General features: G+C 69.0%; 18 protein-coding genes. 15 read left to right on the top strand and 3 right to left on the bottom strand.

Annotated features, from left to right (window positions below):
- Positions 1–269 precede the first annotated feature (269 nt).
- Positions 270–650 (bottom strand): DUF1304 domain-containing protein, encoded by a 381-nt coding sequence (locus QM721_RS07115; RefSeq protein ID WP_415120420.1) that lies wholly within the window; start codon positions 648–650, stop codon positions 270–272.
- A gap of 333 nt (positions 651–983) precedes the next feature.
- Between QM721_RS07115 and hrcA the strand changes: the two genes are divergently transcribed.
- From hrcA to tgt, 4 genes are read left to right on the top strand one after another with little or no spacing between them, the layout of a single operon-like run.
- Positions 984–2,000, top strand: a complete 1,017-nt coding sequence (gene hrcA, locus QM721_RS07110; RefSeq protein ID WP_415120418.1) for a heat-inducible transcriptional repressor HrcA — start codon at positions 984–986, stop codon at positions 1,998–2,000.
- A 1-nt stretch (position 2,001) separates the two neighbouring features.
- Positions 2,002–3,174: a molecular chaperone DnaJ gene (gene dnaJ / locus QM721_RS07105; protein WP_415120416.1), complete on the top strand. Its 1,173-nt coding sequence runs from the start codon at positions 2,002–2,004 to the stop codon at positions 3,172–3,174.
- Positions 3,171–3,902 carry a 16S rRNA (uracil(1498)-N(3))-methyltransferase gene (locus tag QM721_RS07100; protein WP_415120414.1) on the top strand — a complete coding sequence of 244 codons (732 nt, stop codon included), beginning with the start codon at positions 3,171–3,173 and terminating at the stop codon, positions 3,900–3,902. Before dnaJ ends, QM721_RS07100 begins: the two co-directional genes overlap by 4 nt.
- A 51-nt stretch (positions 3,903–3,953) precedes the next feature.
- Positions 3,954–5,177, top strand: coding sequence for a tRNA guanosine(34) transglycosylase Tgt (gene tgt, locus QM721_RS07095; RefSeq protein ID WP_415120412.1), 1,224 nt, complete (start codon positions 3,954–3,956; stop codon positions 5,175–5,177).
- A 247-nt stretch (positions 5,178–5,424) separates the two neighbouring features.
- Here the strand turns inward: tgt and QM721_RS07090 are convergent, their stop codons facing one another.
- Entirely contained in the window at positions 5,425–6,921 is a 1,497-nt protein-coding gene (locus QM721_RS07090) for a carbohydrate-binding domain-containing protein (protein ID WP_415120410.1), read from the bottom strand.
- Positions 6,922–6,948: 27 nt separating this feature from the next.
- On the bottom strand, positions 6,949–7,551 hold the full coding sequence (locus QM721_RS07085; protein ID WP_415120408.1) for a DUF4956 domain-containing protein: 603 nt from the start codon (positions 7,549–7,551) through the stop codon (positions 6,949–6,951).
- Positions 7,552–7,781: 230 nt separating this feature from the next.
- Between QM721_RS07085 and QM721_RS07080 the strand changes: the two genes are divergently transcribed.
- The 11 genes from QM721_RS07080 to QM721_RS07030 all read left to right on the top strand — a co-directional run bounded on the left by QM721_RS07080 (position 7,782) and on the right by QM721_RS07030 (position 25,681).
- A complete protein-coding gene (locus tag QM721_RS07080; protein WP_415120406.1) occupies positions 7,782–8,579 on the top strand; it encodes a PP2C family protein-serine/threonine phosphatase in 798 nt (265 codons plus the stop codon).
- Entirely contained in the window at positions 8,579–9,940 is a 1,362-nt protein-coding gene (locus QM721_RS07075) for an FHA domain-containing protein (RefSeq protein ID WP_415120404.1), read from the top strand. Before QM721_RS07080 ends, QM721_RS07075 begins: the two co-directional genes overlap by 1 nt.
- 22 nt (positions 9,941–9,962) lie before the next feature.
- Complete coding sequence (locus tag QM721_RS07070; RefSeq protein WP_415120402.1) at positions 9,963–11,456, top strand: serine/threonine-protein kinase; 1,494 nt, start codon at positions 9,963–9,965, stop codon at positions 11,454–11,456.
- Positions 11,453–12,136: a hypothetical protein gene (locus QM721_RS07065; protein WP_415120400.1), complete on the top strand. Its 684-nt coding sequence runs from the start codon at positions 11,453–11,455 to the stop codon at positions 12,134–12,136. The genes QM721_RS07070 and QM721_RS07065 overlap by 4 nt, the downstream gene beginning before the upstream one ends.
- 427 nt (positions 12,137–12,563) lie before the next feature.
- Positions 12,564–18,686 carry an Ig-like domain-containing protein gene (locus QM721_RS07060; RefSeq protein ID WP_415120399.1) on the top strand — a complete coding sequence of 2,041 codons (6,123 nt, stop codon included), beginning with the start codon at positions 12,564–12,566 and terminating at the stop codon, positions 18,684–18,686.
- 17 nt (positions 18,687–18,703) lie between these two features.
- Complete coding sequence (locus tag QM721_RS07055; RefSeq protein WP_415120397.1) at positions 18,704–19,672, top strand: AAA family ATPase; 969 nt, start codon at positions 18,704–18,706, stop codon at positions 19,670–19,672.
- Between the two features lie 11 nt (positions 19,673–19,683).
- The gene (locus QM721_RS07050; protein WP_415120395.1) at positions 19,684–21,057 is read left to right on the top strand and encodes a DUF58 domain-containing protein; all 1,374 of its coding nucleotides are present in this window, start codon (positions 19,684–19,686) and stop codon (positions 21,055–21,057) included.
- Positions 21,054–23,366, top strand: coding sequence for a transglutaminase domain-containing protein (locus QM721_RS07045; RefSeq protein ID WP_415120393.1), 2,313 nt, complete (start codon positions 21,054–21,056; stop codon positions 23,364–23,366). The genes QM721_RS07050 and QM721_RS07045 overlap by 4 nt, the downstream gene beginning before the upstream one ends.
- 530 nt (positions 23,367–23,896) lie before the next feature.
- Entirely contained in the window at positions 23,897–24,658 is a 762-nt protein-coding gene (locus QM721_RS07040; RefSeq protein WP_415120391.1) for an META domain-containing protein, read from the top strand.
- Positions 24,659–24,880: 222 nt separating this feature from the next.
- Positions 24,881–25,174: a hypothetical protein gene (locus tag QM721_RS07035; RefSeq protein ID WP_415120389.1), complete on the top strand. Its 294-nt coding sequence runs from the start codon at positions 24,881–24,883 to the stop codon at positions 25,172–25,174.
- A 69-nt stretch (positions 25,175–25,243) separates the two neighbouring features.
- On the top strand, positions 25,244–25,681 hold the full coding sequence (locus QM721_RS07030) for a DUF5709 domain-containing protein (RefSeq protein ID WP_415120387.1): 438 nt from the start codon (positions 25,244–25,246) through the stop codon (positions 25,679–25,681).
- The last annotated feature ends 292 nt before the right edge of the window (positions 25,682–25,973 follow it).

Genomic DNA, 25,973 nt, shown 5'->3' with positions numbered 1-25,973 from the left:
TGTGCTTGCCGCTGGTTGAGCTTGTCGAAACCCGTCGTGAGGGTACTGAAGTTGGGGTCTCGACAGGCTCGACCGGCGAAGAATCGGCTCTTCTCTGGAGGCGTCCAAGACCCCCGGGTGCGACGGCCGCGTCACGGAGCCGATGCCCGCGCTGCCGTCGTCGAGGGCGATGAGCTTGTTACTGGTGCGGTAGTCGTGCTTCGTCTCGTGCGGCAGCCACCCCCGCGCCTGGGTCACGGACGTCCACCATGGTGGAGCTTGGGCGCGGCTCAGTCGTGGGTCGAGAGCGCGAGAAAGATCAGGGCGAGCGCCGGAGCCAGGCCCTGCACGAGTGCGGCGCGGACCTTGCTGTGGTCACTGGCCACCAACACCAGCGCGGCCAGCACCATCGAGCCCAGGCCGACGATCAGCAGTGTCGCCGACACCACCGGCCACCAGAACAGCACCACCCCGGCTCCTGCCGTAAGGGCGAGGAACAGGTTGTAGAAGCCCTGGTTGAACGCCAATTGCCGAGTGGTCGCCGCCTGCTCGGGTGTCGTTCCGAAAACCTTGCGGGTTCTGGCGTCCTCCCAGCGCAGCGACTCCAGCCAGAAGATGAAGACGTGCATGAGGGCCGCACCCGCCGCAAGGACCACGGTGATCAAACGCATGGTGCCTCGATTCGATCGGCCTTTCGCGGCCCCACCAGTGGTGGGTGGGCACAGTTTACGACCTGATCCACCGAAGGGCGGCGGAGCGAGTGGCTGGGGCCGCGCTGTGGCCGCCCAGCGGTGGGTCGAGGTTGGGAGTTCGTGCGGTTCGGCGAAGGCGGTGGCCCGCTGTCCCGGCCCGAAGCTGAGCAGCTTCTTCTCTCAGCGATGGACGTCACTCGGCACCGCTGCCCATCGACGAGTCGGTGCGCCCTGGCCGGAGGGCTTCGTCTAGACTGGCACTCGCTCATCGAGAGTGCCAGAACGAGAGTGCCAGCAGATGAAGGGGGCCCGATGCTCGACGACCGCAAGCTCGACATTCTGCGGGCCATCGTCACCGACTACGTGTCGTCACAGGAGCCGGTGGGTTCACGAGCCCTGGTCGACCGGCACAACCTGGGCGTGTCTCCGGCCACCGTGCGCAACGACATGGCGGTGCTCGAAGAGGAGGGGTACATCACCCAGCCGCACACCAGCGCCGGCCGGATTCCGACCGACAAGGGCTACCGGCTGTTCGTCGACCGACTGGGCACGGTCAAGCCGCTGTCGCTGGCCGAACGTCGGGCGATAGCGACGTTCATGGCCGGGGCACTCGACGTCGACGACGTCGTGCGGCGCACCGTCCGGCTTCTGGCGCAGATCACCCAGCAAGTGGCGATCGTGCAATACCCGGTGCTCAGTTCGGCCACCATCCGGCTGATCGAGGTGCTCACCCTGGCGCCCGGGCGGGGCCTGGCCATCGTGGTCAACTCCGCGGGGCGGGTCGACCAACGCCAACTAGACCTGGGGACGGCATCCGACGATCAGGTGAGCGAGTTGCGCGGACGACTCAATGCCGCACTGGTGAGCCAGTCGACCACACGGGTGCCCGATCTGCTCACCGACCTGCTGGACGAACTGGCGCCCGACCTGCGTCCGGTGGCGGCAGTGGTCAGCGCTGCCTTGATCGACATCGTGTCGGCCGACCCGGCCACCAGGGTCGTGGTCGGCGGGGTGCCCAACCTGACCCGGTTCGGCGACCAATTCGAGACCACCGTGAAGCCCGTGCTTGAGGCCCTTGAGGAACAAGTCGTGCTGTTGCGGTTGTTAGGCGAGGCGGGTGGGTCCGCCGACGTCACCGTGCGCATCGGCAGCGAGAACCCCTACCAGCCGCTACAGTCCACGTCGGTCGTCGCCAGCGCGTACAGCCAGGGCGTCGACGTGTGGGCGAGCATGGGCATCGTCGGCCCCACCCGGATGGATTACCCGAGCACCATGGCCTCGGTACGGGCGGTCGCCCGGTACGTGGGCCGCATCTTGGCAGAAGGATGACGTGACTAAGGACTACTACGCCACGCTCGGCGTCGATCGCGACGCCAGCGCCGACCAGATCAAGAAGGCCTACCGCAAGCTGGCCATGCAGTACCACCCGGACGTGGCCGGCACCCCCGATGCCGCCGAGAAGTTCAAAGAGATCGGCGAGGCCTACGAGGTGTTGCACGACACCAACAAGCGGGCCATGTACGACCGTGGCGGCGACCCGATGGGCAATGGCTTCAACGGCGCCCAGGGCTTTGGCTTTCCGGGCGGCAACGCCGCCGGGTTCGACTTCACCAACCTGGTCGACGCCATGTTCGGCCAAGCCGGCGGGCGCGGCCCCCGGTCGCGGGTACGCCGCGGCCAGGACGCTCTGGTGCGGCTCTCGCTCACTCTGGCCGAGGCGGCCTTCGGCATCACCAAGCCGCTGCGGGTCGACACCGCAGTGATCTGCGGCTCGTGCAACGGCACCGGCGCGAAGGCGGGCTCCGAGCCAGTCACCTGCACCACCTGCCACGGGCAGGGCGACATCACCCAGATTCAGCGGTCGTTTCTGGGCGACATTCGCACCACCCAGCCCTGCCCGGCCTGCCGCGGCTACGGCACGATCATTCCGCTGCCGTGTGGCGAGTGCTCCGGCGAGGGCCGGGTGCGGTCGTCCCGCACGATCAACGTGAAGATTCCCGCCGGGGTCAACGCCGGCAACCGCATTCACCTCGACAGCCAGGGCGAGGTCGGCCCAGGCGGCGGCCCGGCCGGCGACCTGTACGTGGAGCTGAGCGTCGAACCGCACGAGACGTTCAAGCGCAACGGCGACGACCTCGAGGTGGTCGTCCGGATTCCGATGACCGCCGCCGCGCTGGGCACCGAGGTGGTGTTGCCCACGCTCGAGGCAGAGCGTGACGATCTGGACGCCGATCTGGCCACGGTGCGAGTCAACGTGCCCACCGGCACCCAGTCGGGCACCCGAATCGCCGTGAACGGCCGCGGGGTTCCGCGGCTGCGTGGCTCCGGACGGGGCGATCTCGGCGTTACGCTGCTGGTGCAGACCCCCAGCCGCCTTGACGACTACCAACGCGACCTGCTGCGCCAACTGGCCGAGGCCCGCGGTGAGAACAGCCACGAGGTGGCGGTGGAGAAGCACCACAAGGGTGTTTTCGGCTGGCTGAAGGACGCATTCACACAATGACCGAGGCGATGTTCCTGGCAGACCTGGACGATCCGCGCGTCGGCGACCAGGTCGCCGTCACCGGTGACGAGGGTCGCCATGCGGCCATCGTGCGGCGCATTCGCAAGGGCGAGGTGGTGCTGGTCAGCAACGGCATCGGCGCCGCGATCAAGGGGCCGGTGCTGTCGTCCGACGTCAACGGGCTCGTCGTCGAGGTGGCCGAGGTGCTGGCCGAAGACGCGCGTCCGCTGCGGTTCACCGTGGTGCAGGCGCTGGCCAAGGGCGACCGGTCTGAACTGGCCCTCGAGATGCTCACCGAACTGGGCGTCGACGAGGTGGTGCCGTGGCAGTCGGCGCGCTCGGTGGTCAAGTGGGCTCCCGACCGCATGGAGCGGGCGCTGGCCCGGTGGCGCAGTATCGTGCGCGAGTCCACCAAGCAGTCGCGCCGGTTCCGGGTGCCGCGGGTCAGCCCGCCGCTCACCACCGCCGAACTCGCGTTGCGGATCGCCGAGCCGGCACTCACCCTGGTGCTGCACGAGGCGGCCATCGACTGGATCTCGTCGGTGCAGGTACCGGTCGAAGGCGAGGTCATGCTGATCGTCGGCCCCGAGGGCGGCCTGACGGCCGAGGAGTTGGCCACGTTCGCCCAGGCCGGGGCGCGGCAGGTGCTGATCGCCGACGGAGTGCTGCGCACCTCGACGGCCGGCACGGTGGCCTTGGCGCAACTGCAGGCCCTGGCGCGTGCCTGAGCCCTCTTCGCCGGTCGAGCTTGTCGAGACCCCTGCCGTGGCGAGCGCACCATGACTGAGTTCGGGTTCGAGGTCGGGGCCGTACTGCCGGGGGGCCGGGGACGCACCGGGGTGATCCACACCCCCCACGGCGACATTCGCACCCCGGCTTTCGTGGCTGTCGGCACCAAGGCGACGGTCAAGGCCGTCCTGCCCGAGTCGGTGGCGCAACTCGGCGCCCAGGCCGTGCTGGCCAACGCGTACCACCTGTTCTTGCAGCCCGGTTCCGACATCGTGGACGCCGCGGGCGGCCTCGGTGCCTTCATGAACTGGCCCGGGCCGACATTTACCGATTCGGGCGGGTTTCAGGTGATGAGCCTCGGTGCGGGCTTCAAGAAGGTGTTGGCGATGAGCAGCGTTGGGGTCACCGACGACGACGTGATCGCCGAGGGCAAGACCCGGTTGGCGAAGGTCGACGACGACGGGGTCACGTTCACCAGCCACCTCAACGGCGACCGGCACCGGTTCACCCCTGAGGTGAGCATGCGCATTCAGCACGAACTCGGTGCCGACATCATGTTCGCCTTCGACGAGCTGACCACCCTGATGAACACCCGCGGCTACCAGGAGCAGTCGGTGGCGCGCACCCAGGCCTGGGCCGTCCGGTGCCTGGCGGCGCATGCCGAACTCACCCGCAGCCGGGTCGGCAAGCCGTACCAGGCGCTGTTCGGTGTCGTCCAGGGCGCCCAGTACGAAGACTTGCGGCGGCAGGCCGCGCGCGACCTGGCCGCCCTCGAGGTGGATGGCGCCAGCTTCGACGGTTTCGGCATCGGCGGTGCACTGGAGAAGGAGAACCTGGGCACGATCGTCGGCTGGGTCGCCGACGAACTACCCTTCGACAAGCCCAGACACCTGTTGGGCATCTCAGAGCCGGACGACTTCTTCGCCGCCGTCGCGGCCGGGGCCGACACTTTCGACTGTGTGATGCCCTCGCGTGTGGCCCGCAACGCCGCCCTATACACCCGGGACGGACGCTTCAACGTGAACACCGCCGCACACCGCCGCGCCTTCGAGCCGATCGAGGACGACTGCGACTGCTACACCTGTGCGCATTACACCCGGGCCTACCTGCACCACCTCTTCAAGGCCAAAGAGATGCTGGCCTCGACCCTGGCCACGATTCACAACGAGCGGTTCACCGTCCGGCTGGTCGACGAGATCCGAGCCTCCATCGAGGCGGGCAACTTCGACGCCTTCCGCAACGACTTCCTCACCCGCTTCTACCCCCACCCCTGACCCACCCCCCGCACCCCTCCCAGCCGCCCCCGTCCCCCCGTCCACCCCCTCAAATGGACGTTGCTCAGGTTTGGGTTCGTTACCCAGGTTCAAACCTCGGCAACGAACCCAAACCTGAGCAACGTCCGCCCCCGTCGTCCTGGGGGACGCGGGGACGGGGGGACGGGGGGACGCGCGGATGGGGGCGGGGGACGCGGCACGATCGGGCACCAGTGGGGTGCCCGATCGTGCGGTTGGTGACCAGGGGTCAGGGGCGCTGGCCGCCACCGCCACCGCCACCGCCGGGGCCGCCACCCATGCCGCCACCCATGCCGGCGCTGGTCGCCTGCGAGGTGTCGGTGGTGCCTGAGGCCGTACCGTTGACGTAGACGGTGTAGGTCTCGCCCTCTTTGACCTGATCGGTCGACACGACGAGCGAAGCGATCTGCCGGGGCGAGGTGTAGGTGGCGATCGTGTTGCCCGAGGAATCCTTCACCTCGACGGTCGCTCCCGCCGCCGCGCTGACGGTGAACTTGAGCGACTTCTGCGACGAGTCGGTGCTGGGCGCTTCGGCCATTCCTGACGAGCCGCCGGCCAGCAGGGTGCCACCGGTGATGGTGAACGTGCCGTTGGTGTCGAGCGCGCCGTTGCCGTCGTTGGTCGGGCCGTAGACGATGGTCGTGCCGCCGCTGATCGTCATGTCGCCGTTGGAGTCCAGCCCGTCACCGTCGGCGGTGACCGTCAGTTCACCACCGGAGATGCTGATCAGGGTGCCGTCTTGGGCCTCCATGTCGCCGGCGGTCGACGCCGAGTCGTCGGCGTTCAGTCCGTCGTCGCTGGAGGTGACGTCGACCGTGCCGCCGCTGATGCTGACCACCTTCGCCTCCAGGCCCTCCACCGATTCGGCCACGGTCAGGGTGCCGCCGCTGACCAACGCGGCGGTCCAGGCGTCGATGCCGTCGTCGCCCGACTTCAAGGTCACCGTACCGTCGACGATGCTCACGTAGCCGAGGCCAGAATCGTCCTCGTTGCTCGACTTCAGCGAGTCGCCGCCGCTGGTCACCGTGATGGTGCCGCCCTTCACGACCAAGTAGTCCTTGCCCTTGATGCCGTCGTCTTTCGCGGTCACGTTGATCGTGCCCGACACGATCACCAGCCCGTCAGAACCACCGATGCCGTCGTTGTAGTTGCCGGTCACGTTCAACGTGCCCTCGCCCAGAATCGTCAGGTCGGGGTCGCTCCAGATTGCCGCGTTCGGGTCATCGTCGCCGGTCGCCGCGTAGGTCGATCCGTCGGTCACGGTGTTGGTGGTGCCGTCGGCCAGCACGATCAGGGCCAGGTCGGCCTTGTCGATCACGATCGCCGAGCCGTCGCTGTTGGTGATCGAGGCGTTATCGAGAATCAGGTACACATTGCCGGAGTCTTCTGTGTCGACCACCACCTGCCCGTCGGCCAGGGTGCCGCTCAGCCGGTAGGCGCCGGCAGCGGTGATGGTGATCACGCCGTCCGACACGGTGACCCCGTCGGTCGCGGTGGGGTTCGACAGGTCGATGGTCACCTCGGCGCTGGTGTCCCAGGTGTGGTCGGAGTCAGTGTCGTGATCGGCGGTCAGGGCCAGCGTGGCCGAGCTGGTGCTGGTCGTGGTGGTGCTGGTCGTGGTGGTGCTCGATGCGGCCACCGCCCCGGCCGTGCAGCCACCCACCGCCAGCACCACGGCGGCGAGTCCGCCGGCGATCCAGGTCTTCACGTTCTTCAGTGCGTTCATGTCGATTTCTCTCGTTGTGGTGGGGGGTCAGTGGGTGAGGGCTTGGTCGGACGTGTTGTCGTTCGCGATGTCGCGGGCCAGTGGGGCGGGGGTGCGCACCCGGTACCGGACGTCCACCACCGTGGTGTCGCGCACCTGGTCGACCCGTTGTACGGTGAACTGCTTGATCTCTGCACCCAGCAGGGCGGTGAGTTCGGTCTGTAGTTCGAGTTCGTCAGTGATCGCCCGGTCGAGGGTCAGCACCTGGTGGCGGTAGCCGCGGAACAGGGCGGGGTGGTCGACCAGGAACATCACGACAACCAGCAGGCCGATGAGCATCTGCCCGAGCCAGGTCGGGGTGAAGGCGAGGCCGGCGAGCAGGCCCATGGCGAGCGAGACGAAGTAGTAGGCGACTTCGCTGTGGCTGAGTTCCGAGGAGCGCAGCCGGATGATCGACAGCACTCCGAACAGGCCGAGGCCGAGCCCGAGGCCGACAGAGGCGCTGGCCAGGGCCGCGCTTACCGCGACCACCGCGACGTTGAGGCCGATCATGGCCACCATCACCTCGCGGCGGCGGTACCGCTGAAAGTAGATGCCGAAGGCCAAAAGCACGATGGCGACGATGTCGATGCCGAGGCTGGTGAGATCCATGTCAGGTCATTTCTCTTGGTTGGTTGTCGTGTCGATGACCTCACGCTAAGCGGCCGACCCGGCAGGTCTCTTTGGGTTCGCTGTGCGATGTCTGTGAGGCCGGACGGCCATGGAGGCCGTCCCGTCGAGTCGAACAGCGGTAGCCGTTGAGGGTTGGGTTGGTACTCTCGCCCTGCACCGGGAGATGCCCGGATCTCGACTCGTCGACCACCGCCGATCAGGGGGAGCCCATGCCGCAGGTCGTGGTCGGCGCCCGCACCGACGTGGGTCGTCACCGCTCGCTCAATGAAGACGCGCTGCTGGTTGGTGAGCGGGTCTGGGTGGTAGCCGACGGCATGGGCGGTCACGCGGCCGGTGACGTGGCCAGCAGCCTGGCTGTGCAGTCGCTGCGCGAACTCGACGCCGGCGACGACCTGGCCCCCGCCACCATCACCGAAGCGGTCGACCGGGCCAATGCCGCGCTCGTCGAGCACGGTCGCCAACACCCCGAGGCGCGCGGCATGGGCACCACCGTCACAGGACTGGCCGAGGTGAGGGTCGGCGGGGAGTGGCACTGGGCGGTGTTCAACGTGGGCGATTCCCGGGTGTACCGCTACGCCGGCGGTGCCCTGCGCCGGGTGACCGTCGACCACTCCGAGGTCGAAGAACTACTGACTCGGGGCCTGATCGACGCCGCCGAGGCTCGCATCCACCCCGCGCGGCACATCATCACCCGCTCCGTGGGCATGCGTCCGCCGCCCACGGTCGATCTGTGGCTGTTGCCGCAGACTCCGGGTGAGCGCTTCGTGCTGTGCTCCGACGGGCTCAACTCAGAACTGTCCGACGAACGCATCGCGGCCGTGCTGGCCGAGCACCCCGATGCCGACGCGGCGGCGTCCGCCCTGGTGGATGCGGTGTTGGCCACCGATGCCCGCGACAATGTGAGCGTGCTTGTGGTGGACGTGGTCGGTGCCGAGGCGGCCGCCGGCGACGAGCTGACGGTTCGGCGCATGGTGCCGACGCAGGCCGTGCAGGAAGGAGAACGGTGATGATCGGTGCGACCTACAGCTACGCCCCCGGTGGCGCGCTCGCGGTTTGTGGTCCCCGGGTGGCGGCGCTGGTCGACCTGCCTGCCGAAGCGGGATTGGTGCCCGGCCTGTACGAGTTGGTCAGCAGCCCGGAGGGCACCCTCGACGAGGTGCTCGAACTGCTGGTCACGCCCGGCCTGCGAGCCGTGCAGCAGTTTGCGCTGGCCGAACCCACCGACGAGGGCCTGCGGGTGCTGGTGCGCGGCGGCTACCGGGTCGAGGCCGGTGGGCAGGTGATCGAGGGGAAGGGGCTGTGGACCGACCGGATCGTGGCCGCCGACCGGTACTGCCTGGTCGACCCTCAGTCGGGCGAGGGGCGGCTCGCGCTTCCGTTGCCCGCCGGGGTGGTGCTGGCCGGACGGGTGTCCAGGTCGTTCGGCTCCTCAATCGGACCGGCACGTCCGGACGTTCCGGCCGCGCCGGCGGCCGGAACGCCGCAGCCGGTGCCTGCCCCGATCGCCGCCGAGGACGCGTCGGTCGCGCCCGTCGCGGCACCGGCAGTTGGCGCACCGTTCGCAGCCACGCCGTCGGTCGCTTCACCGTTCGCGCCCCCCACTGACGCCGTCGGCTCACCGGCCGGATCGCCTGCAGCCCCGACCCCCGACCCCAGCCCCGACGAGGGCATCAGCACGGGTCACACCCTGCCCACGCCGTTCACCAGCCCGATTGCCGGGCTGCCGTCGCCGCCGGCGGCGTCCTCCGCGCCGGTACCGTCCGACCAGCCCACGTTCATCGATTCGTTGCCCTGGAGCTTCGACGATGATCTCGCTCCTGGGGCACCCACCCAGGTGGTGCCGGCCGGACCGTCCGAGCCGGCGTCCGATCACACGATCAGTCGCGACTCGTTGCCCCGCGAGGCCGAGCAGACGGTGGTAGCGGCGCGCTGCCCGGCCGGGCATCTGAGCCCCGCCTACGCGGGCACCTGCCGGGTGTGCGGACGGGCGTTGCCGCCACAGCAGCCGGTCGAGATTCCGCGACCGCCGCTGGGCGTGCTGCGGCTCAGCAACGGCGATGTGGTGCTGCTCGACCGCGGGTGCATTCTGGGCCGCAACCCGCGGCTGCCCACCCCGCACACCGGCGAGCAGCCCAACCTGGTCAAGCTGGTCGACCCCGACAAGGACATCTCGGGGCAGCACCTCGAGGTGCGCCTGGAGTACTGGCATGTGGCGGTGAAAGACCTGGGTTCGACCAACGGCACCCAGGTGGTGTTGCCGGGGGAGAACCCTGTCACGCTGCGTCCCAACGACCCGATGATGATCGAGCCCGGCACCAAGGTGATTCTGGCCGGGGTGTTCAGCTTCACCTTCGAGGTGACGCCATGAGACCGAGCTGACCCCAGACGCGATGACCGAGACACCCGCCCCCAGCATTCCCGGCCTCAGCTTCGTGCGTAAGCTCGGCGCCGGCGGCTACGCCGACGTGTACCTGTACGAGCAGGCGCTGCCCGCCCGGCGGGTGGCGGTGAAGGTTCTGCGCGATTCGAACCGGGGCCGAGGAGTGGCGCAGCGGTTTCGCAGCGAGGCCAACGCGATGGCGCTGCTGGAGCACCCGCACATCGTGCCGGTGTACGCCACCGGCAGCACCGTCGACGGTCGTCCCTACCTGGTGATGATGTACTACCCGCGGGCCAGTCTGGCCGAACGGGTGAAGGCCGAGCGGCTGAGCGTGGCCGAGGCGCTGCGGGTCGGCATTCAGCTCGCCAGCGCGGTCGAGACCGCGCATCGGGCGGGGCTGCTGCACCGCGACATCAAGCCCGCCAATGTGCTGACCAGCCAGTACGGCACGCCCGGGCTGACCGACTTCGGCATCGCCGCAGATGTCGCGCAGGCTGACGACGACGACGCCGGGGTGTCGGTTCCGTGGTCCCCGCCCGAGGTGCTCTACGTCACCCAGCCGGCCTCGGCCCGCTCTGATGTGTACTCGCTGGCCGCCACGCTGTGGCATCTGCTGGTTGGACGCTCCCCGTTCGAGCAACCGGGCGGTGACAACTCCCACTACGCCCTGATGAAGCGCATCCGCGATACGCCGGTGCCCGACACCGGCCGTCCGGACGTTCCCGCGTCGCTGGATCGGCTGCTGAAGGCGGGCCTGGCGAAGGACCCCGGCTTGCGCCCAGCCTCGGCCATGGACTTCGCCCGCTCGTTACAGGTGATCGAGCAGGAGTTGCGGATGCCGCGCACCGAGATCGTCGTCGCCGAGGAGGTGGCTGCCCCATCGGGTTCTGCCCGCGGTGACGAGACCCGCATGCAGGGCCCGCAGTTGCTGGCTGCGCAGGGGGTCTCGGGTGACACCCCACCCACCGAGAATCTGCGCACCAGGCGGCGCACACCGGCAGTTCGTGGCGTGAACGCCCCCGAGGATGCGACCGTGCACCGTCCGGCGACCTCGTTGGAGCACCCGGGGCTCGATGACGGCGAGGCTTCCGGGGCACGTCGCTGGGTCGCCTGGACGGCGCTGCTGCTGGTCGTGCTGCTGGCCGGTGGCGTGGTCTGGGCGCTGGCCGGGGGCATCCGTCCACAGGCCCGGCCCACCGCCTTGCCGTCGTTCAGCGAGCCGCCCCCAGACCCGGGCAACACGGCGGCGCCGCCGGGGCGTCCGAGCATCAAGGGGGTGCGGGACGGCGCCAGCGTCACGTTCACCTGGACCTACGCCAACGCGCTGCCCAGCGACACGTTCTACTACCGGCTGTCGCCGAACGAACAGGCCCGCACGGTAGCCGAACCTTGGCTGAAGCTGACCGGCCAGCCGACCGATCAGCAAGTGTGCATCTGGGTGCGGGTGCACCGCGCCAGCGGGGCCGACGCCGCGCGCAGCTTCGAGAAGGGATGTGTGGCATGAGCACGATCACGCTCGACTTTCTGGGCGAGCTGTACCGACGCGGGCCGGGGGAGCAGTTGACTGTCGGCCGCGAGGCCGATGTGGTGGTCGACGACGAGAACCCGTTTCTGCACCGGGTGTTCTTGATGGTGGCCGAGCGCCAGGGGCTGTGGTGGCTCAGCAACGTCGGGTCGCAGCTCACCGCCACGGTCTCGGACGGTAAGGGCGGACTGCAGGCCTGGCTGGCGCCCGGAGGCGCTTTGCCGCTGGTGTTCGCACACACCGTGGTGTGGTTCACCGCCGGTTCGACCACCTACGAGTTCGACGTGTTTCTGGACGATTCCAGCTACGAGCCGGTCGAGGCGGTCCCGGCCTCCGACGGCACCGTGACGATCGGACGGGTGCAGCTCACCCCCGACCAGAAGCTGCTGATCGTGGCACTGTGCGAGAACGTGCTGCGCCGCGGCGACCGGGGTGCCGGGCACGTGCCGCAGTCGGGGGCGGCGGCGCAGCGGTTGGGCTGGACGATCACCAAATTCAACCGCAAGCTCGACAACGTGTGCGAGAAGCTGTCCGACCTCGGGGTGCGGGGGCTACGTGGCGGCCCGACCAAACTGGCCAGCAGCCGCAAGGCGCGGCTGGTCGAGTACGCGATGGCGGCCCGGATCGTCACTGTCGAAGACCTCGACCTGCTGCCCTGATTTCCCCGTTGGTCGAGCGCTCAGGCCGTTGGTCGAGCTTGTCGAGACCGCAGCTCTGAGCTCGAAGCGCTTGCGATTGTAGGTGGAAGCCGGCACTCAACGCGTTGGCCATCACGTTCCCCGACCGGCTCAACCCGGCAGGGACCAACCAGTAAACGCCACAAGCCGCCCACCGTTAATCAGACAGGCTCGCTCGTGAGCAAATCGACTCCCGCGGCCTGAGTCCCTGAGCCCCGCTGGGAACTGATGCGGCATGATCAGCAGGCGTGGGGAGCTGAGGGCCGAGTCCGGCACGCGGGCAGGGCAGTGCTGCCCATTCGGCCCTGCACCGGCCAGCGGTTACCCTGCTGGGAAGCAAATTTCGTCGCCGGGTGTCGTGGTTGCGATGCTCGGTCGGTTGCCGTCCGGTCAGGGGAGTCAGTAGAGCATGCGCGGCAGGTCGATCGTCCGGCTGCTGCCGGGCCTGGTCGCCACCCTGGTGCTGGGCGTGATCGCCACCCTGGCGATCAGCTCCGTCGGCTACCCGGTGAACAAGCTCGACCTGCACGATTCGGGCATCTGGGTGACCAATGACGCCGAGCAGTCCTACGGCCGGATCAACAAATCCGCCGTCGGCCTGGACGCCTTTCTCGACCTGCCCGGGGCCGCCGGCCCGCAGGAGTTGGACGTGCTGCAGGACGGCGGCGCCGTGGTCGAGCACGACGCCACCGGGGGCTCGCTGGTGCCGATCGACACCTCGGCGGTGACCAACAACGCCGACCAGGCGATCAACCTGAAGCCGGGCAGTGTGGTCGACCTGCGCGGCGGCACCATCGCGGCCGTCGACCCGGCCACCGGCAAGGTCTGGGCCGGCCGTTACGACCCCGAGCAGCGCACCGTCGACATCAAGGCGCTCGACCCGGCACTGCCTGCCCTGGCCGAGGTCGGCCCCGCGCCGGCGGGGACGTCCGGGCCGACGGTGGCGCTCGCGGTCGGGGCGGACGGCACGGTGCACGTGGTGTCGGTCAGTGGCGACACCCTCACCATCGCCGCGGACGGCGGCGGCTTCGCCCAGCCGGTGAAAGGCTTCATCGGCACCACGATCCGGTCGGTGCAATTGGCCGCGGTCGGCGCCCGCGCCGTGCTCTACGACGAGACGCTGGGTTTGGTGATCTTGCCCGACGGACGCACCAAGCAGGTCACCGCCGCCGTCTCGGGACGGCTGCAGCTCAGCGGTCCGGACGCCCCGGGAGTGCTGCTCGCTCTGCCTGAAGGGTTGCTGCGCATCGGTCTCGACGACGGCATCAGCACCCAGGTGGCCCAGGGCATCGGCTCCACCCCGGCCGCGCCGGTGCGGCTGGCCGGCTGTGACTTCGGCGCCTGGGCGGGCACTCCGACCACGGTCGTGCGGGCCTGCGGCGAGGGTGCCGCCGAGCCGATGGGTGTGACCAGCCGGGCGCAGCCGCTGGTGCGTCCGATCTTTCGGGTCAACCGCAACAGCCTGGTGCTCAACGACGCGGCGGACGGCCGAGTGTTCGACCTCGACCAGCAACTGCGGCTCGACAACTGGGAGAAGATCAAACCCAAGCCGAACCAGAACCCCAACGACCCCGAGAACTCCGACAAGCCGGCGCTGAAGGACGCCGAACCGCACGCCAACGACGACCGGTTCGGCGCCCGTGCGGGCCGCACCCAGCTCGTGCACCCGCTCGACAACGACACCGACTCGATCAGCAGCATTCTGATGATCAACGCCGTGCGCGGCGTGCCCGACGGGTACCGGGTCGAGATCACCCCCGACGGCCAGGCGCTCAAGGTGACTATTCCGGCCGAGGCCCGCGACTTCGCCTTTCGCTACGTGGCCGGGAACGGTTACCACGACGACGAGGCCACCGTGCAGATCAACATCAAAGCGCCGAGCGATAACGACCAGCCGGAATTGCGCGAGGGAGCCACCAAGCCCAGCTTCAGCGTGCCGTCGTTCGGCACCCTGAACGTGGCGCCGCTGGGCGACTGGCGCGACCCCGAGAGCGACCCGGTGTTGCTGGTCGACGCCACCAGCGACGGCGAGATCGTTCCCGTCACCCCGGACGGGCGGCTGGAGTACACCGCCGCCGGTTACGCCAGCGACACCCGCACGAAGCTGACCTACCGGGTGACCGACGTGCCGGGCAACGAGGTGACCGGCGAGGTGACGTTGACCGTGCTCGGCGAGAAGGCCCTCACCGGCGGACGTCCGGTGGCCAACCCCGACACCGCCCGCGGCGAGGTGGGCAAGCCGATCGTGATTCGTCCGCTGGCCAATGACCTGCCCGGCTCAGACCCGCGCGCAGCCGACACCCGACTCACCCTTGGCGGTGACATCACCGCCAAGGCGAACCTGAAGGTGACCACCGATCAGCGCTCCGGCTTGGTCACGGTGATCGCCAGCCGCCCGGGGCCGTACTTTCTCGACTACGTGGCCGCCTACGGCTCGGCGCGGGTCGACCGGAGCCAGATTCGCATCGACGTGGCCAAGGACGCTGCCGGCTTCGTGCCCCAGACCATGCCCGACCAGGCCGCGATCAGGGGCAACAACCCGGTTCGGGTCGACGTGCTGGCCAACGACGCCGACCCGCAGGGCGGCCTGCTGACCGTGCAATCGGCCCAGACCGACGCCGCGGTCGACGTGTCGGTGATCGGCGGCCGCTGGCTGATGATCACCCCGCGTGCCGAACAGGTATCGCCCAACCCGTTCACCGTGCACTACACGGTGAGCAACGGCTACCAGAGCGCCGCCGGCGACGTCACCGTGGCGCAGTTGCAGGCGGTGGGGGCCGACACGCCGCTCACCCGCAAAGACCGGGCGGTGGTGCGCGACGGCGACACGGTGCTGATCAACGCGCTGAGCAATGACACCAGCCCCGCCGGCTCGCGGCTGTCGCTGGTGACCAACCTCGACCCGGCGCTGCCGGTGGGCCAGTTACAGCTCTACGACGCCTCCAGCAGCAGCATCCAATCGCTCGACGTCGGCCAGGCCTGGGTGCACAACGACCAGATTCGCTACGTGGCACCCAGCGGCGTTGCCGACACCCGCGAGGTCACCATCGAGTACTACGCCGCGACCCCCACCGGGCAGCGCGCCAAGGGTGAGGTCAGCGTCACGATCAAGCCACAGCCCGAGAGTGACGACGACAACCACGCCCCCCGTCCCGGCGACCTGGAGGCTCGGGCCAGCGCCGGCCAGCGGATCAAGATCTCACTGCCCAGCTCGTCGCAAGACCCGGACGGCGATTCGGTGACGGTCGCCGGCATCGGCTCCCCGCCCAGCTTGGGACGGGTGGTGGGCAGCAGCCCGACATCGGTCACCTACGAGGCGTACCCGGCCGTCGACAACGTGGGTACCGACACCTTCTCGATCATGGTCACCGACCGCTACGGCAAACAGGCGGCGGCGCTGGTGCGGGTGGCGGTCACGCCGCCCGGCGCGCCGCAGCCGCCGATCGCGATCGAAGACAACGTGACAGCCGCACCCGGCGCGATGATCCGGGTGGACGCCCGGGCCAACGACGTGATCGCCCGCAACGACAAGGTGGCCATCGCTCCGCTGGAGCCGCTCAACGACACCCTGCCGGCCGGTGTCAAGGTGACCACCGAGGGATTTATCACCGCTCAGGCGCCCGACAACGGCCAGCCGCTGCTGCTGCAGTACGCGCTCCAGGGCAACGGCGGCACCGGCCCGGCCGCCGGCATCACTATCACCCCGCAGGCCGGGTACGAGAACCCTCCGGTGATCTTCGACGAGGTAGCCGTGATCGACGGCCAGGTGGCGACGGTCGACGTGCTCAAACGGGCCTGGGATCCCGACGGTCGCGACGAGCGGCTGACTGCCGCGGTACTGCGCCCCGACCCGGCGATCAGCGTCAACGGCGGCCTGGTGACCGTTGCGGTGACCACCCAGCCACAGGTGATCGCCTACCAGGTCACCGACGAGCGGGGCGCCCAGAGCGCGGCGCTGATCTTCGTGCCGCCCTCCGGCGCAGGAGCGCCGGTGCTGCGGCCCGGTGGCCTGATCAACCTCGACCCCGATTCGAGTGTCACCGTCGCCCTCGACGACTACGTGATGTCGCCGCGCGGCCGCATCGTGCGGCTGACCACCGCCGACACCTTGTCGGCCTCGCCGGCTGAGAAGCTGAGCATCGAGGCTCGCGACGACACTCACCTGCGGGTCACCGGCCACGACGGCTACGTGGGGCCGGGCGCGGTCACCGTGCAGGTGATGGACGGCGAGTCAGCCACCGACGAAGGGGTGCTGAGTTCGTTCGTGACCATTCCGGTGCAGGTCGGGCCGGTCACCCCGGTGCTGCGCTGCCCGACCGGCGAGCTCAACCTGCCGGCCGGCGGCGCGACCCGCAGTCTCGACATCGCCACCCTGTGCAACGTCTGGACCGCCGACTCCGCCGATGCATCCACCTTCAGCTACACCGCCGACTGGGCCACCGCCATCACCGGGGTCGAGGTGACTGCCGGGCGCACCGTCCAGCTCAGTGCTACCGGTGCCGCAGTGCCCGGCGCCGCGGGCGAGTTGCGCATCGGCGTGGCCGGCACCCGGGCCGAACCGCAGACCCTGAAGGTGAAGGTCACCCGCGCCCCGCTGGCCACCATGCAGGGCCGCAGCTACGCCGACATCGAGCAGGGCACACCGGTGCGGGTGCCGATCGGGATCAGCTCGCCGCTGGTAGACGCGGTGCCGGGCATCGTGAAAGTGACGCAACTCAGCGGGCCGTCCACCCCGTACGTGATCTCGGGCACCACCATTACCTTCACTCCGCCGCGGGACGCCCACGGCGAGGTGGTCTTCGAGGTGACCGGCACCGACGTGGCCGACAAGAGCCGCGAAGACCGTCAGGTCACGGCCCGGTTCACCCTGGTGGTCTACGGCGTGCCGGGCAAGCCGTCGGCACCGCGTCCCGGCCCCAAGGTGCAGTCGAAGGCCGAGACCCTCACCTGGGCCGCACCCTCGGCCAACGGCTCACCGATCACCGGCTACCAGGTGAAAGACAACCGGGGCCAGATCACCACCTGCCCGGCGACCAGTTGCCGCATCACCGGGCTGACCAACGGCCAGTGGTACACCTTTCAGGTGCGCGCGGTGAACAAGGCCGGCGAGGGCGAGTGGAGCGAACCCAGCCGGCGGATCCGGCCCGATCAGCCGCCGCCGGCACCCACCGGGCTGAGGGTGTCGAACCCCCAAGACCACCAGGTGACGCTCAGTTGGAACCCGGTGAAGTTCGAGGGCACCGCGGTGAAGCTCTTCCACATCGTGGTCGACGGTCGTGAGATCGCGGTGGCGGGCAGCGCCACCTCGAAGGTGATCACCGGGCTCGACAACAACACGATCTACACCATCGCCCTGGCCGCCGAGAACGAGCTGGCGGTGGGGCCCAGCGCACGCATCCAGGGCCAGTCGGCGGGCAAGCCGCTGGGGCTGAACGCACCCAGCTTCACTGCCGCCACCGCCACCGGGGCGGCCACCGCGCTGCGGGTGTCGTGGAACCTGCCCGATAAGAACGGCCCGGCCGACCTGACCTTCTCGGTGGTCCGCGACGGCAGTAAGACGATCTGCTCGGGCACGTCCGGCACCAGTTGCACCGACGACAAGGTGACCTACGACGGCTCCACCCACAGTTACCTGGTCACCGCCAAGAACGGGGCCGGCAAGACGTCTACCGCGCGGGCGAGCTGGCAGGCCGTTGGCGTGCCCGAGCGTCCGGGTGCCCCCCAGGTGAGCGCCACCGGCAAAGACCGGACGATCAGGGTGCAGGGCACTGCGCCCGACTCGCGCGGCAAGCAGTCGACGCTGCGCATTCTGGCGAACGGGTCGGCCGTGGCCACCATGGCGGTGTCGGCACGGGGGCAGTCGATCGACCGTACCGTCACGGTGCCGGCCGACGGGGTTTCGTACCCGATCACGCTGCAGGTGTGCAACGAAGAACGCTGCGGGTCGGCCTCTACCGGTGCGAGCGCCACCGCCTTTGGCCCGGTTCAGAGCTTCTCGTTGAGCCGTAACTCCGCCAGCGGCACGTCGGTGAGCTTCGACGTGACCGTCAACCCGAACGGACGCGCCCTGCAGGTGAGTGTCGACGGCTCGAACATCGCCACCACCGACGACCGCGACGGCACCTGGAGCCGGGCGGTGACCCGTGACCTGGGCGGCTACAGCCGCAGCCACACGTTCACGGTCACGGTCAGTGACGCCAGCCGCAGCCAGACCCGCAGCATCACCCTGACTTCGGAGGATCCGCCCGACCCGAAGGTGACGTTGATCTGGGGTGGTTACACCACCAGCAACCCGGCGGGGTGCAACTACTCCAACCACTGCCGCTACGTCGGCGCTCGGATCAGCGGCGCCACCGGCACGCTGTCGTGCTACGTGCACGACGACGCGGGCACCAACTTCAGCACCCGGTGGAACCAGGGCAACGGCGAGCAGATCACGCAGGCGTACTGGGGCTACCACTCCGACAGCGAATGGGTCGCCGTGACCTGCGGCGGCATCACCGACCGCTGGTACGGCGACCGACCCGACTAGCACGTGAGGACGACAGCATGAGCATCACCGACGACCAGGCCGCCTGGTTCAACCAGACCTTCGACCAGTTGGTGGCCAACGTCGAACTGGCCATTCGGGGCAAGTCCGACATCATTCGCTTGGCGCTCACCTGCATGCTCAGCGAGGGCCATCTGCTGCTCGAAGACAATCCGGGCACCGGTAAGACCCTGCTGGCCAAGGCGCTGGCCAACACCGTGCAGGGCACCAACAGTCGCATTCAGTTCACCCCGGACCTGCTGCCCTCGGACGTGATCGGTGTCACCGTCTACGACCAGGCCAAGCAGGTCTTCGAGTTTCACAAGGGGCCGATCTTCGCCACCGTGGTGCTGGCCGACGAGATCAACCGGGCCTCGCCCAAGACCCAGTCGGCCCTGCTCGAGGTGATGGAGGAGTCGAAGGTCACCGTGGACGGTATTCGGCACACGGTGGGGCGTCCGTTCATGGTGATCGCGACCCAGAACCCGATCGAGCAGGCCGGCACCTACCGGCTGCCCGAGGCTCAGCTCGACCGGTTTCTGATGAAGAGCTCGATCGGCTACCCCGATCACGAGGTGGCGATCGAGCTGATGGCGCAGGCCGCCAACCGCGACCGCTCGGCGCAGGTCAGCCCGGTGATCGCCGCGCACGCGGTGGCGCAGATGTCGAACTTCGCCAACGAGGTGCATGTCGAACCGGCCATTCTGGGCTACATCAGCCGGCTGGCCGAGCAGTCGCGCAGTCACTCACGGGTGAAGTTGGGCCTGTCGATGCGCGGCTGCCTGGCCTATGTGCGGGCGGCCAAGACCTGGGCGATCAGCAAGGGCCGGGCCTTTGTGCTTCCCGACGACATCAAAGACCTGGCGGTGCCGGTGATGAGCCACCGGCTGATTCTCAACGCCGAGGCGCAGTTCTCGGGCGTCACCGTCGAGCAGGTGATCGACGACTTGCTCGCCGCCGTCAACGCCCCGGCCGACCGGACGGTGTAAGGCAGCAGCAGATGACCGACACCCGCGCGCGCCCCGCGCCGTCCGAGCGTCCGCCGAACCGGCCGGACGCCCTGGGCGCCCGTCTACGTGCCCGTTGGTCGAGCTTGTCGAGACCTGTTGCAGTTCGTTGGTCGAGCTTGTCGAGACCTGTCCGGCAACTCTGGACGGCCGTCGCACCGGTGCGCGCCGCGCTGCGTCCGGTCGTGGCCACCGTTGCCAGGGTGTTCGCGGCCGTCACCGGTTTCGGCTGGACGGTGCTCGCGCTGGCCGGGCTGTGCTGGCTGCCGGCCGTACTGTTCGGCTGGGGTGAACTGGGCCTGGCGGCGGCGGTGCTGTTGGCGGCATTTGCGATCGGCTGCGCATTCACCATTGGACGGATGAACCTGCGGGTCGAGCTCGATGCCGACCCGATGCGGGTGACGGTGGGCGAATCGTCCGCGGCACGGGTGCGGGTGACCAATCTGGCGCGCACCCCGGCCCTGCCGATCGGGCTGGAGTTTCCGGTCGGCGCCGCGGTGGGCCGGTTCACCTTGCCGCCGCTGGGCGCCGATGCCTCCCATGACGAAGTCGTGATTATTCCGACCCAGCATCGGGGCGTGATCGATCTCGGCCCGGTGGTCACCCAGCGTGGCGACCCGTTCGGGCTGGTGCGCCGCGAGGTCACCTGGACCGAACGGCTGGAACTCTTCGTGCACCCGCGCCGGGTGCCACTGGAGCCGCTCGGCTCGGGTCTGCTGCGCGATCTGGAGGGGCACACCACGCAGGACACCTCGATGAGCGACCTGGCCTTTCACACCCTGCGCGAGTACGCACCGGGCGACGACCGCCGCTACATTCACTGGCGCTCGTCGGCCAAGGTCGCATCGGCGCAGGGCAACGGCACCTTTCTGGTCAAGCAGTTTCTCGACACCCGCCGATCGCACATCGCCGTGGTGACCGACGCCGACGAGGCCGCCTACGCCGATCCGTCCGAGTTCGAGCTGGCCATCTCGGTGGGCGCTTCGGTCGCGGTGCGGGCCCTGGCCGACGAGATGGACCTGACCATCGTGTGCGGCGACCACGCCGCCCAGAAGCCGATTCCGTCGCTGGCGCTCGACACCTACTCACGCGCGGGTTACGGGCCGTGGACCCTGGCACAGTCCACCGGACGGCTCAACCAACTGGCGCCCGACGCGTCGGTGGCGATTCTGGTGTCGGGCTCCAGGTCCGGCTTTGCGGCGTTCGCCCGGGCGCGGGCACACCTGGCCCCCGAGGTGCACACGTTCGCAATCACCGTCGTACGCGGCGGCACGATGGCGTTGCGGCAGGCGTCCGGCATGACGGTGCTGACCGTCAGCACCCTGAACGATCTGCCAAGGGTACTGCTGGGGGTGAGCGTGCAATGAGGGTGATTCATGCCCAGGCGACGCCCGGCACCCTCACCGGACGAACCCTGACCGCCCGGTTGAAACTGCTGCGGCCCAGCGTCCACGACCTGATCGACGCGGGCTTTCTGGTCGCACTATGCGCACTGGCCCTGGCCGGTTTCGTGACCGGCTTCGACGATCTGCGGTTTCTGCTGGCGGCTGGCATCGGCCTGGTGGTGGGGCTGCTGGCCGGGCACGCAGCGAACGTCTTCCGCTGGCCGCTGGCGGCGGCGCTGGGCCTTGCCGGCCTGGCCTACTTCGTGCTCGGCGGCCCGCTGGCGGTTTCGCGGCTGACGCTGTCGGGGTTCGTGCCCACAGGGGCCTCACTGGCCTTTCTGGGCCAGTCGCTGGTCACCGGGTGGATGGAGTTTCTCACCACCCTGCCGCCGGTCGACGCAGACGGGGGATTTCTTGCCCTGCCCTTGATCCTGGCCCTGCTGGCCGGTAGCGGTGGGCTGTGCATCGCCCGCCGCTCACGGGTCGCCTGGGTGGCGCTGATCGTGCCGGTGGCGTTGTTCATTCTGGTGATCGCACTGGGCACGCTCGATGCGCCGCTGCTGGTGGCGCAGGGGCTCGGGTTCGCAGCACTGGCGATCGGCTGGCTGGCCCTCCGCTTTCCGCGCCGGCGCACCGTGCTGGGCTCGAGTCGTCCGGGGCGGGTGCAATTGACGCTCGGTGCCGGCATGCTGGCTGCCGCCTTGGCCGTCGGGTTCGCGCTGGCGCCGGTGCTGCCCGGCACCGGCAGCACCCGCACCGTGCTGCGCTCCGCACTGGAGCCGCCGATCGACGTGCGGCAGTACCCGACCCCGCTGGTTGGCTTTCGTACGTTCTCGAGCCAAGACCTGAAGCTCTACTGGGACAAGCCGCTGCTGCAGGTCGACGGTGTCGTGGCCGGCAGCCTGCTGCGGTTCGCGGTGCTGGACCGCTGGTCGTCGGCCGCCTGGAGCGGCCTGGGTGAGAGCACCGTCGACGGCAGCGGTTTTCAGCGGTTGGGCGCCCGGGTGCCCAACCCGCCGCTGGCCGGTGTGGTCGACGCCCGGGTGCGGGTGCTGGCCGACTACGCGAACAACGCAGGCCTGAACGCCTGGGTGCCGAGCTTGGGGGAGGTGGCCGGGGTGGGCTTCGAGGGTTCCTCCGCGCAGGATCACCGCGACCACTACCGGTTCAACCTGACCACCGACCAGGGTTTTGTGCCCGACCGGCTGCGCACCGACGACGTGCTGAGAGTGGCATCCGCCCCGCTGCCGCAGTACGCGTCGGTGACCGGCAACCCGGCGCCCGGTGACGGCGATCGGCAGGACGACGCCACGTCGGCCTTTCTCGGCCCGACCACTCAGCGGCTCGCCGCAGGTGACGCCGAGCAGTGGACGCAGCTGGGCGCGGTGGCCCGGGCGCTGAAGCTGGGGGCGTGGAGCGACGGCACCCGGGCCGGTGAGGAGCAGTACCTGCCGGGGCACGGCCAGTACCGGCTGAACCAGTTCGTCACCGGTCAGCAGTTCGTCGGTAGCGACGAGCAGTATGCGGCCGTCTTCGCGCTGATCGCCAGCCGGCTCGGCTACCCGGCTCGGGTCGTGTTCGGGGCTGAGGTGCCGGTCGGTGGTGAGATTCGCGGCAAGAACGTGCAGGCCTGGGTCGAGCTGTCGGTGGACGGCCACGGCTGGGTCACCGTGCCCACGTCGGTGTTCACCCCCGACCGCAGCAAGCACCCCGACCCCAACCAGCGGCAGAACAACAACCAGGAGTCGGTGCAGAATGTGCCGCCGCCCAACCCCATACCGCCGCCGGGAACTTACGAAGAGATGCAAGACACCGACCCGGCCTCGGCCCGGGCAGAGTTGCCGATCGCCGACCAATTCTGGCGCGCCTTCTGGGCCGTCGCCCGCTGGGTGGGGCCGCCGCTGGGGGTGATCGTGCTGATCGTGGGCACGATTCTGGGCGTCAAGGCGCTGCGCAGCCGACGCCGTCGAACCCGTGGTGCGCTGTCGACCCGCATCGCCGGCGGCTGGCACGAGGTACTCGACACTGCCCGCGACACCGGCCACCCGGTGCCGTCCAGAGCCACCCGGCTGGAGCAGAGTGCCGTCCTGGGCCGCGACGACGTGCACGAGCTCGCGCTGCGGGCCAATGCCGCGGTATTCGGTGCCGGCGACATCGGCGAGGAGCGGGTGGCCGACTACTGGACCGCCGTGGCCGCGGCGCGCCAGGCGATGGTGCGCGCCTTGCCGCGTTGGCGACGTCCGCTGGCCCGGTTGAATCTGGCCTCGTTGCTGGCACGCGACAAGGGGTGACGCCAACGCCGGCGGAGCCCGCCGAACACCCTGCTCGGGTCGGTGGTCGCGACCTTGCCGCTCGTGGGGAGCGCCGCGTTTCGTTGGCCGAGCGTGTCGAGACCTCACTCGGCGTGTTCTGACTAGGTGTTTCGACAGGCTCAACCAGCAGCGGTTGGGTTTCGTTCGGGGAGCGTGGCTTCTCGTTGGTCGAGCGTGTCGAGACCTCGGATATGTGCCCCCGGGTTGGGTTTGGCGGTCAACCTCAGTCGCTCTGACAGGCTCAACCAGCGGTGGTTGGGCCGGTCAGAGCTTCCTTTGAAGTTCCTGGGGTTCCGCAGGGCGGGTTGTCGGGTTGGGCCTCGTTCCGGTGCGTGCCTCAGCGCTGCCGATGCACCAGGCGTGGTGGAGTCACGTCCAGAAACTGCTGAGGTGCTGAGGTGGGTGCTGGGGCGGCGGGCAACCGACGTCGCTGACCTGTGGAATCTCTCTACTACGATGACTGCACCGCGAAGCCAGATCATGGCTGACTCGATGGGGAGGACGCGCTGATGCGCAGACATTGGCTACCGGCGTTGTTGCTCACCCTGCTGGTTACGGCCTGCGCGACCGCCACGTCGGCGAGCGCACCCACGTTGGAGGGCACTCAGTGGGTGGTGACCCAGGTCAAGGGGGCTGACACGCAGGCCGACAGCCAGCCGACCATGGGCTTCGCCGGGGGCCTAGTGTCGGGGCTGGCCACCTGCAACCGCTACTCTGCCGGCTTCAGCCAGTCGGGTGCCGCGCTGACCATCGCCCAGCCGGCGACCACCCTGATGGCCTGCACCGACGCCAAGCTGACCGCTCAGGAGGCGGCGTTCGTCGAGGCACTCGGGCAGGTGAAACAGGTGCGCGGGTCGTCCGAGCACGCCGAGTTGCTCAATGAGGGCGGCACTGTTGTGCTCACCTTGGCGCCGAAGCCCGAAGCCAGTGCCAAGCCGCTGGTCGGCACCGGCTGGACGCTCTCGGGCATCGTGACCGGTGGCGGTACCTCGTCGCCGGTGGCTGGCAGCACCGTCAGCCTGAGTTTCACCGACGACGCGCTGAGCGGGCGAGCCTGCAATACTTTTCGCGCAGCGGTGACAATCAGAGACGCCGCACTCACCGTCGATCCGATCGCGGCCACCAGTAAGGCCTGCGCCGATGTGAACGAGGGCAAGCAAGAGACCACCGTGCTCGGCATTCTGGGCCAGGTCACCGGCTATGCCATCGACGGTGACACCCTCACGCTGAGTACTCCAGAGTCCAAGGCGCTGGTCTTCACCGCATCGTGACCCGAAGCGTCGGCCACGGGTCGAATGCTCGGGACGTGCTGATTAATGCGTCTGCCGTTGGTTGAGCGTGTCGAAATCCTTAGTGATGGCGCTCTGTTTGAGGTCTCGACAAGTTTGACCAGCGAAAAATCAGCGTTTCCCTGGGCGGGGCACTCGCGATTCCATGTCGCAGCGGTGGCGATGCCCGTGGCGCAGCCGTAGTCACGGGAGGAGACTGAGAGCATGACTGCCCTGAGGTGTCCGGCCTGCCGACTGCAGCAAACCTTGGCGGCCCCGCGCTGTGCCCGCTGCGGCGCGCCGCTGGAGGGGTCGGCGCCGGTCGCCCCCGAGGTGGGCTCGCCGCGGCCGGCGGCCTCGATTCCCGACGATCGCACCGTGCTGCGCGATGCGCTGCTGGCGCCACCGCAGCCCGGGTCGTTCCTGCCGACCTCCGCAACGTCGCGGCCCCCGTCCGGGCAGCCGAGTTTCTGGCAGCGGCTGTGGCGGCGTCTCGTCGGGCAGCCGGAACGTCCGTAGCCGCAAACGAGATCCCATGGGTTTCAGGTGGTTCTCGCCCAGCGCGTGCTGAGGTGGCAGGCTAGGCCTATGACCGACTTCGACCCCACGATGCCCGACGAGTCCGAGCAACTGGATCAGTTGCAGCCCGACGATTCGCTGATCGACCGCGGTGTCGCCGACGTGCTTGACGAGGGGTACGCGGCACCCGAGAAGTGGTCACCGGCGCAGCGCTACGGCAACACCCCCGCCGAGATGCGGCGTGGTGAGACACTCGAACAGCGCTGCCTGCAAGAAGAGCCGGACCTGGCTGGAGTGACCGCGCCCTGGAAGGACGACCCCAGCGAGAGCCGGCAGGTCGGCCACCACCGGGCCGGACGACTGGTCGACGCCGACGGCGGTTACGGCTTCCCCGATCACGAGGCCGAGAGCGTCGGCTACGAAGTGGGCATTGCCGGCGGCGCGGCGAGCGCCGAAGAGGCCGCCATGCACATCATCGATGACTACGAGGACGACGACGACAACTGACCCCAGCCCGGGGCATTCGACGAGTGAACAGGTGATCTGGGACACGCTGATTTTTCGCTTGTCGAGGCTTTTCAGTCGCTGGTCGAGCTTGTCGAGACCTCAAACGGAGTGCTCTCACCAGGGGTTTCGACGCTCAATCAGCGGCAGGCGCATTGATCAGTACTTCCCCAGTGGTCCTCGGCGGACGGGGTCGCGGCCGAGTTCGACCAGTTGCCGGGCGCAAACCCGTGCCAGCCATCATCCGGCGATAGTGTGATCGACGGTCCACTCGGGGCCTGAACCAACCATGAGG

This window comes from Micropruina sp. (genome assembly GCF_047602085.1).
GTDB lineage: Bacteria > Actinomycetota > Actinomycetes > Propionibacteriales > Propionibacteriaceae > Micropruina.
This window is presented reverse-complemented; position numbering and strand designations above follow the sequence as displayed.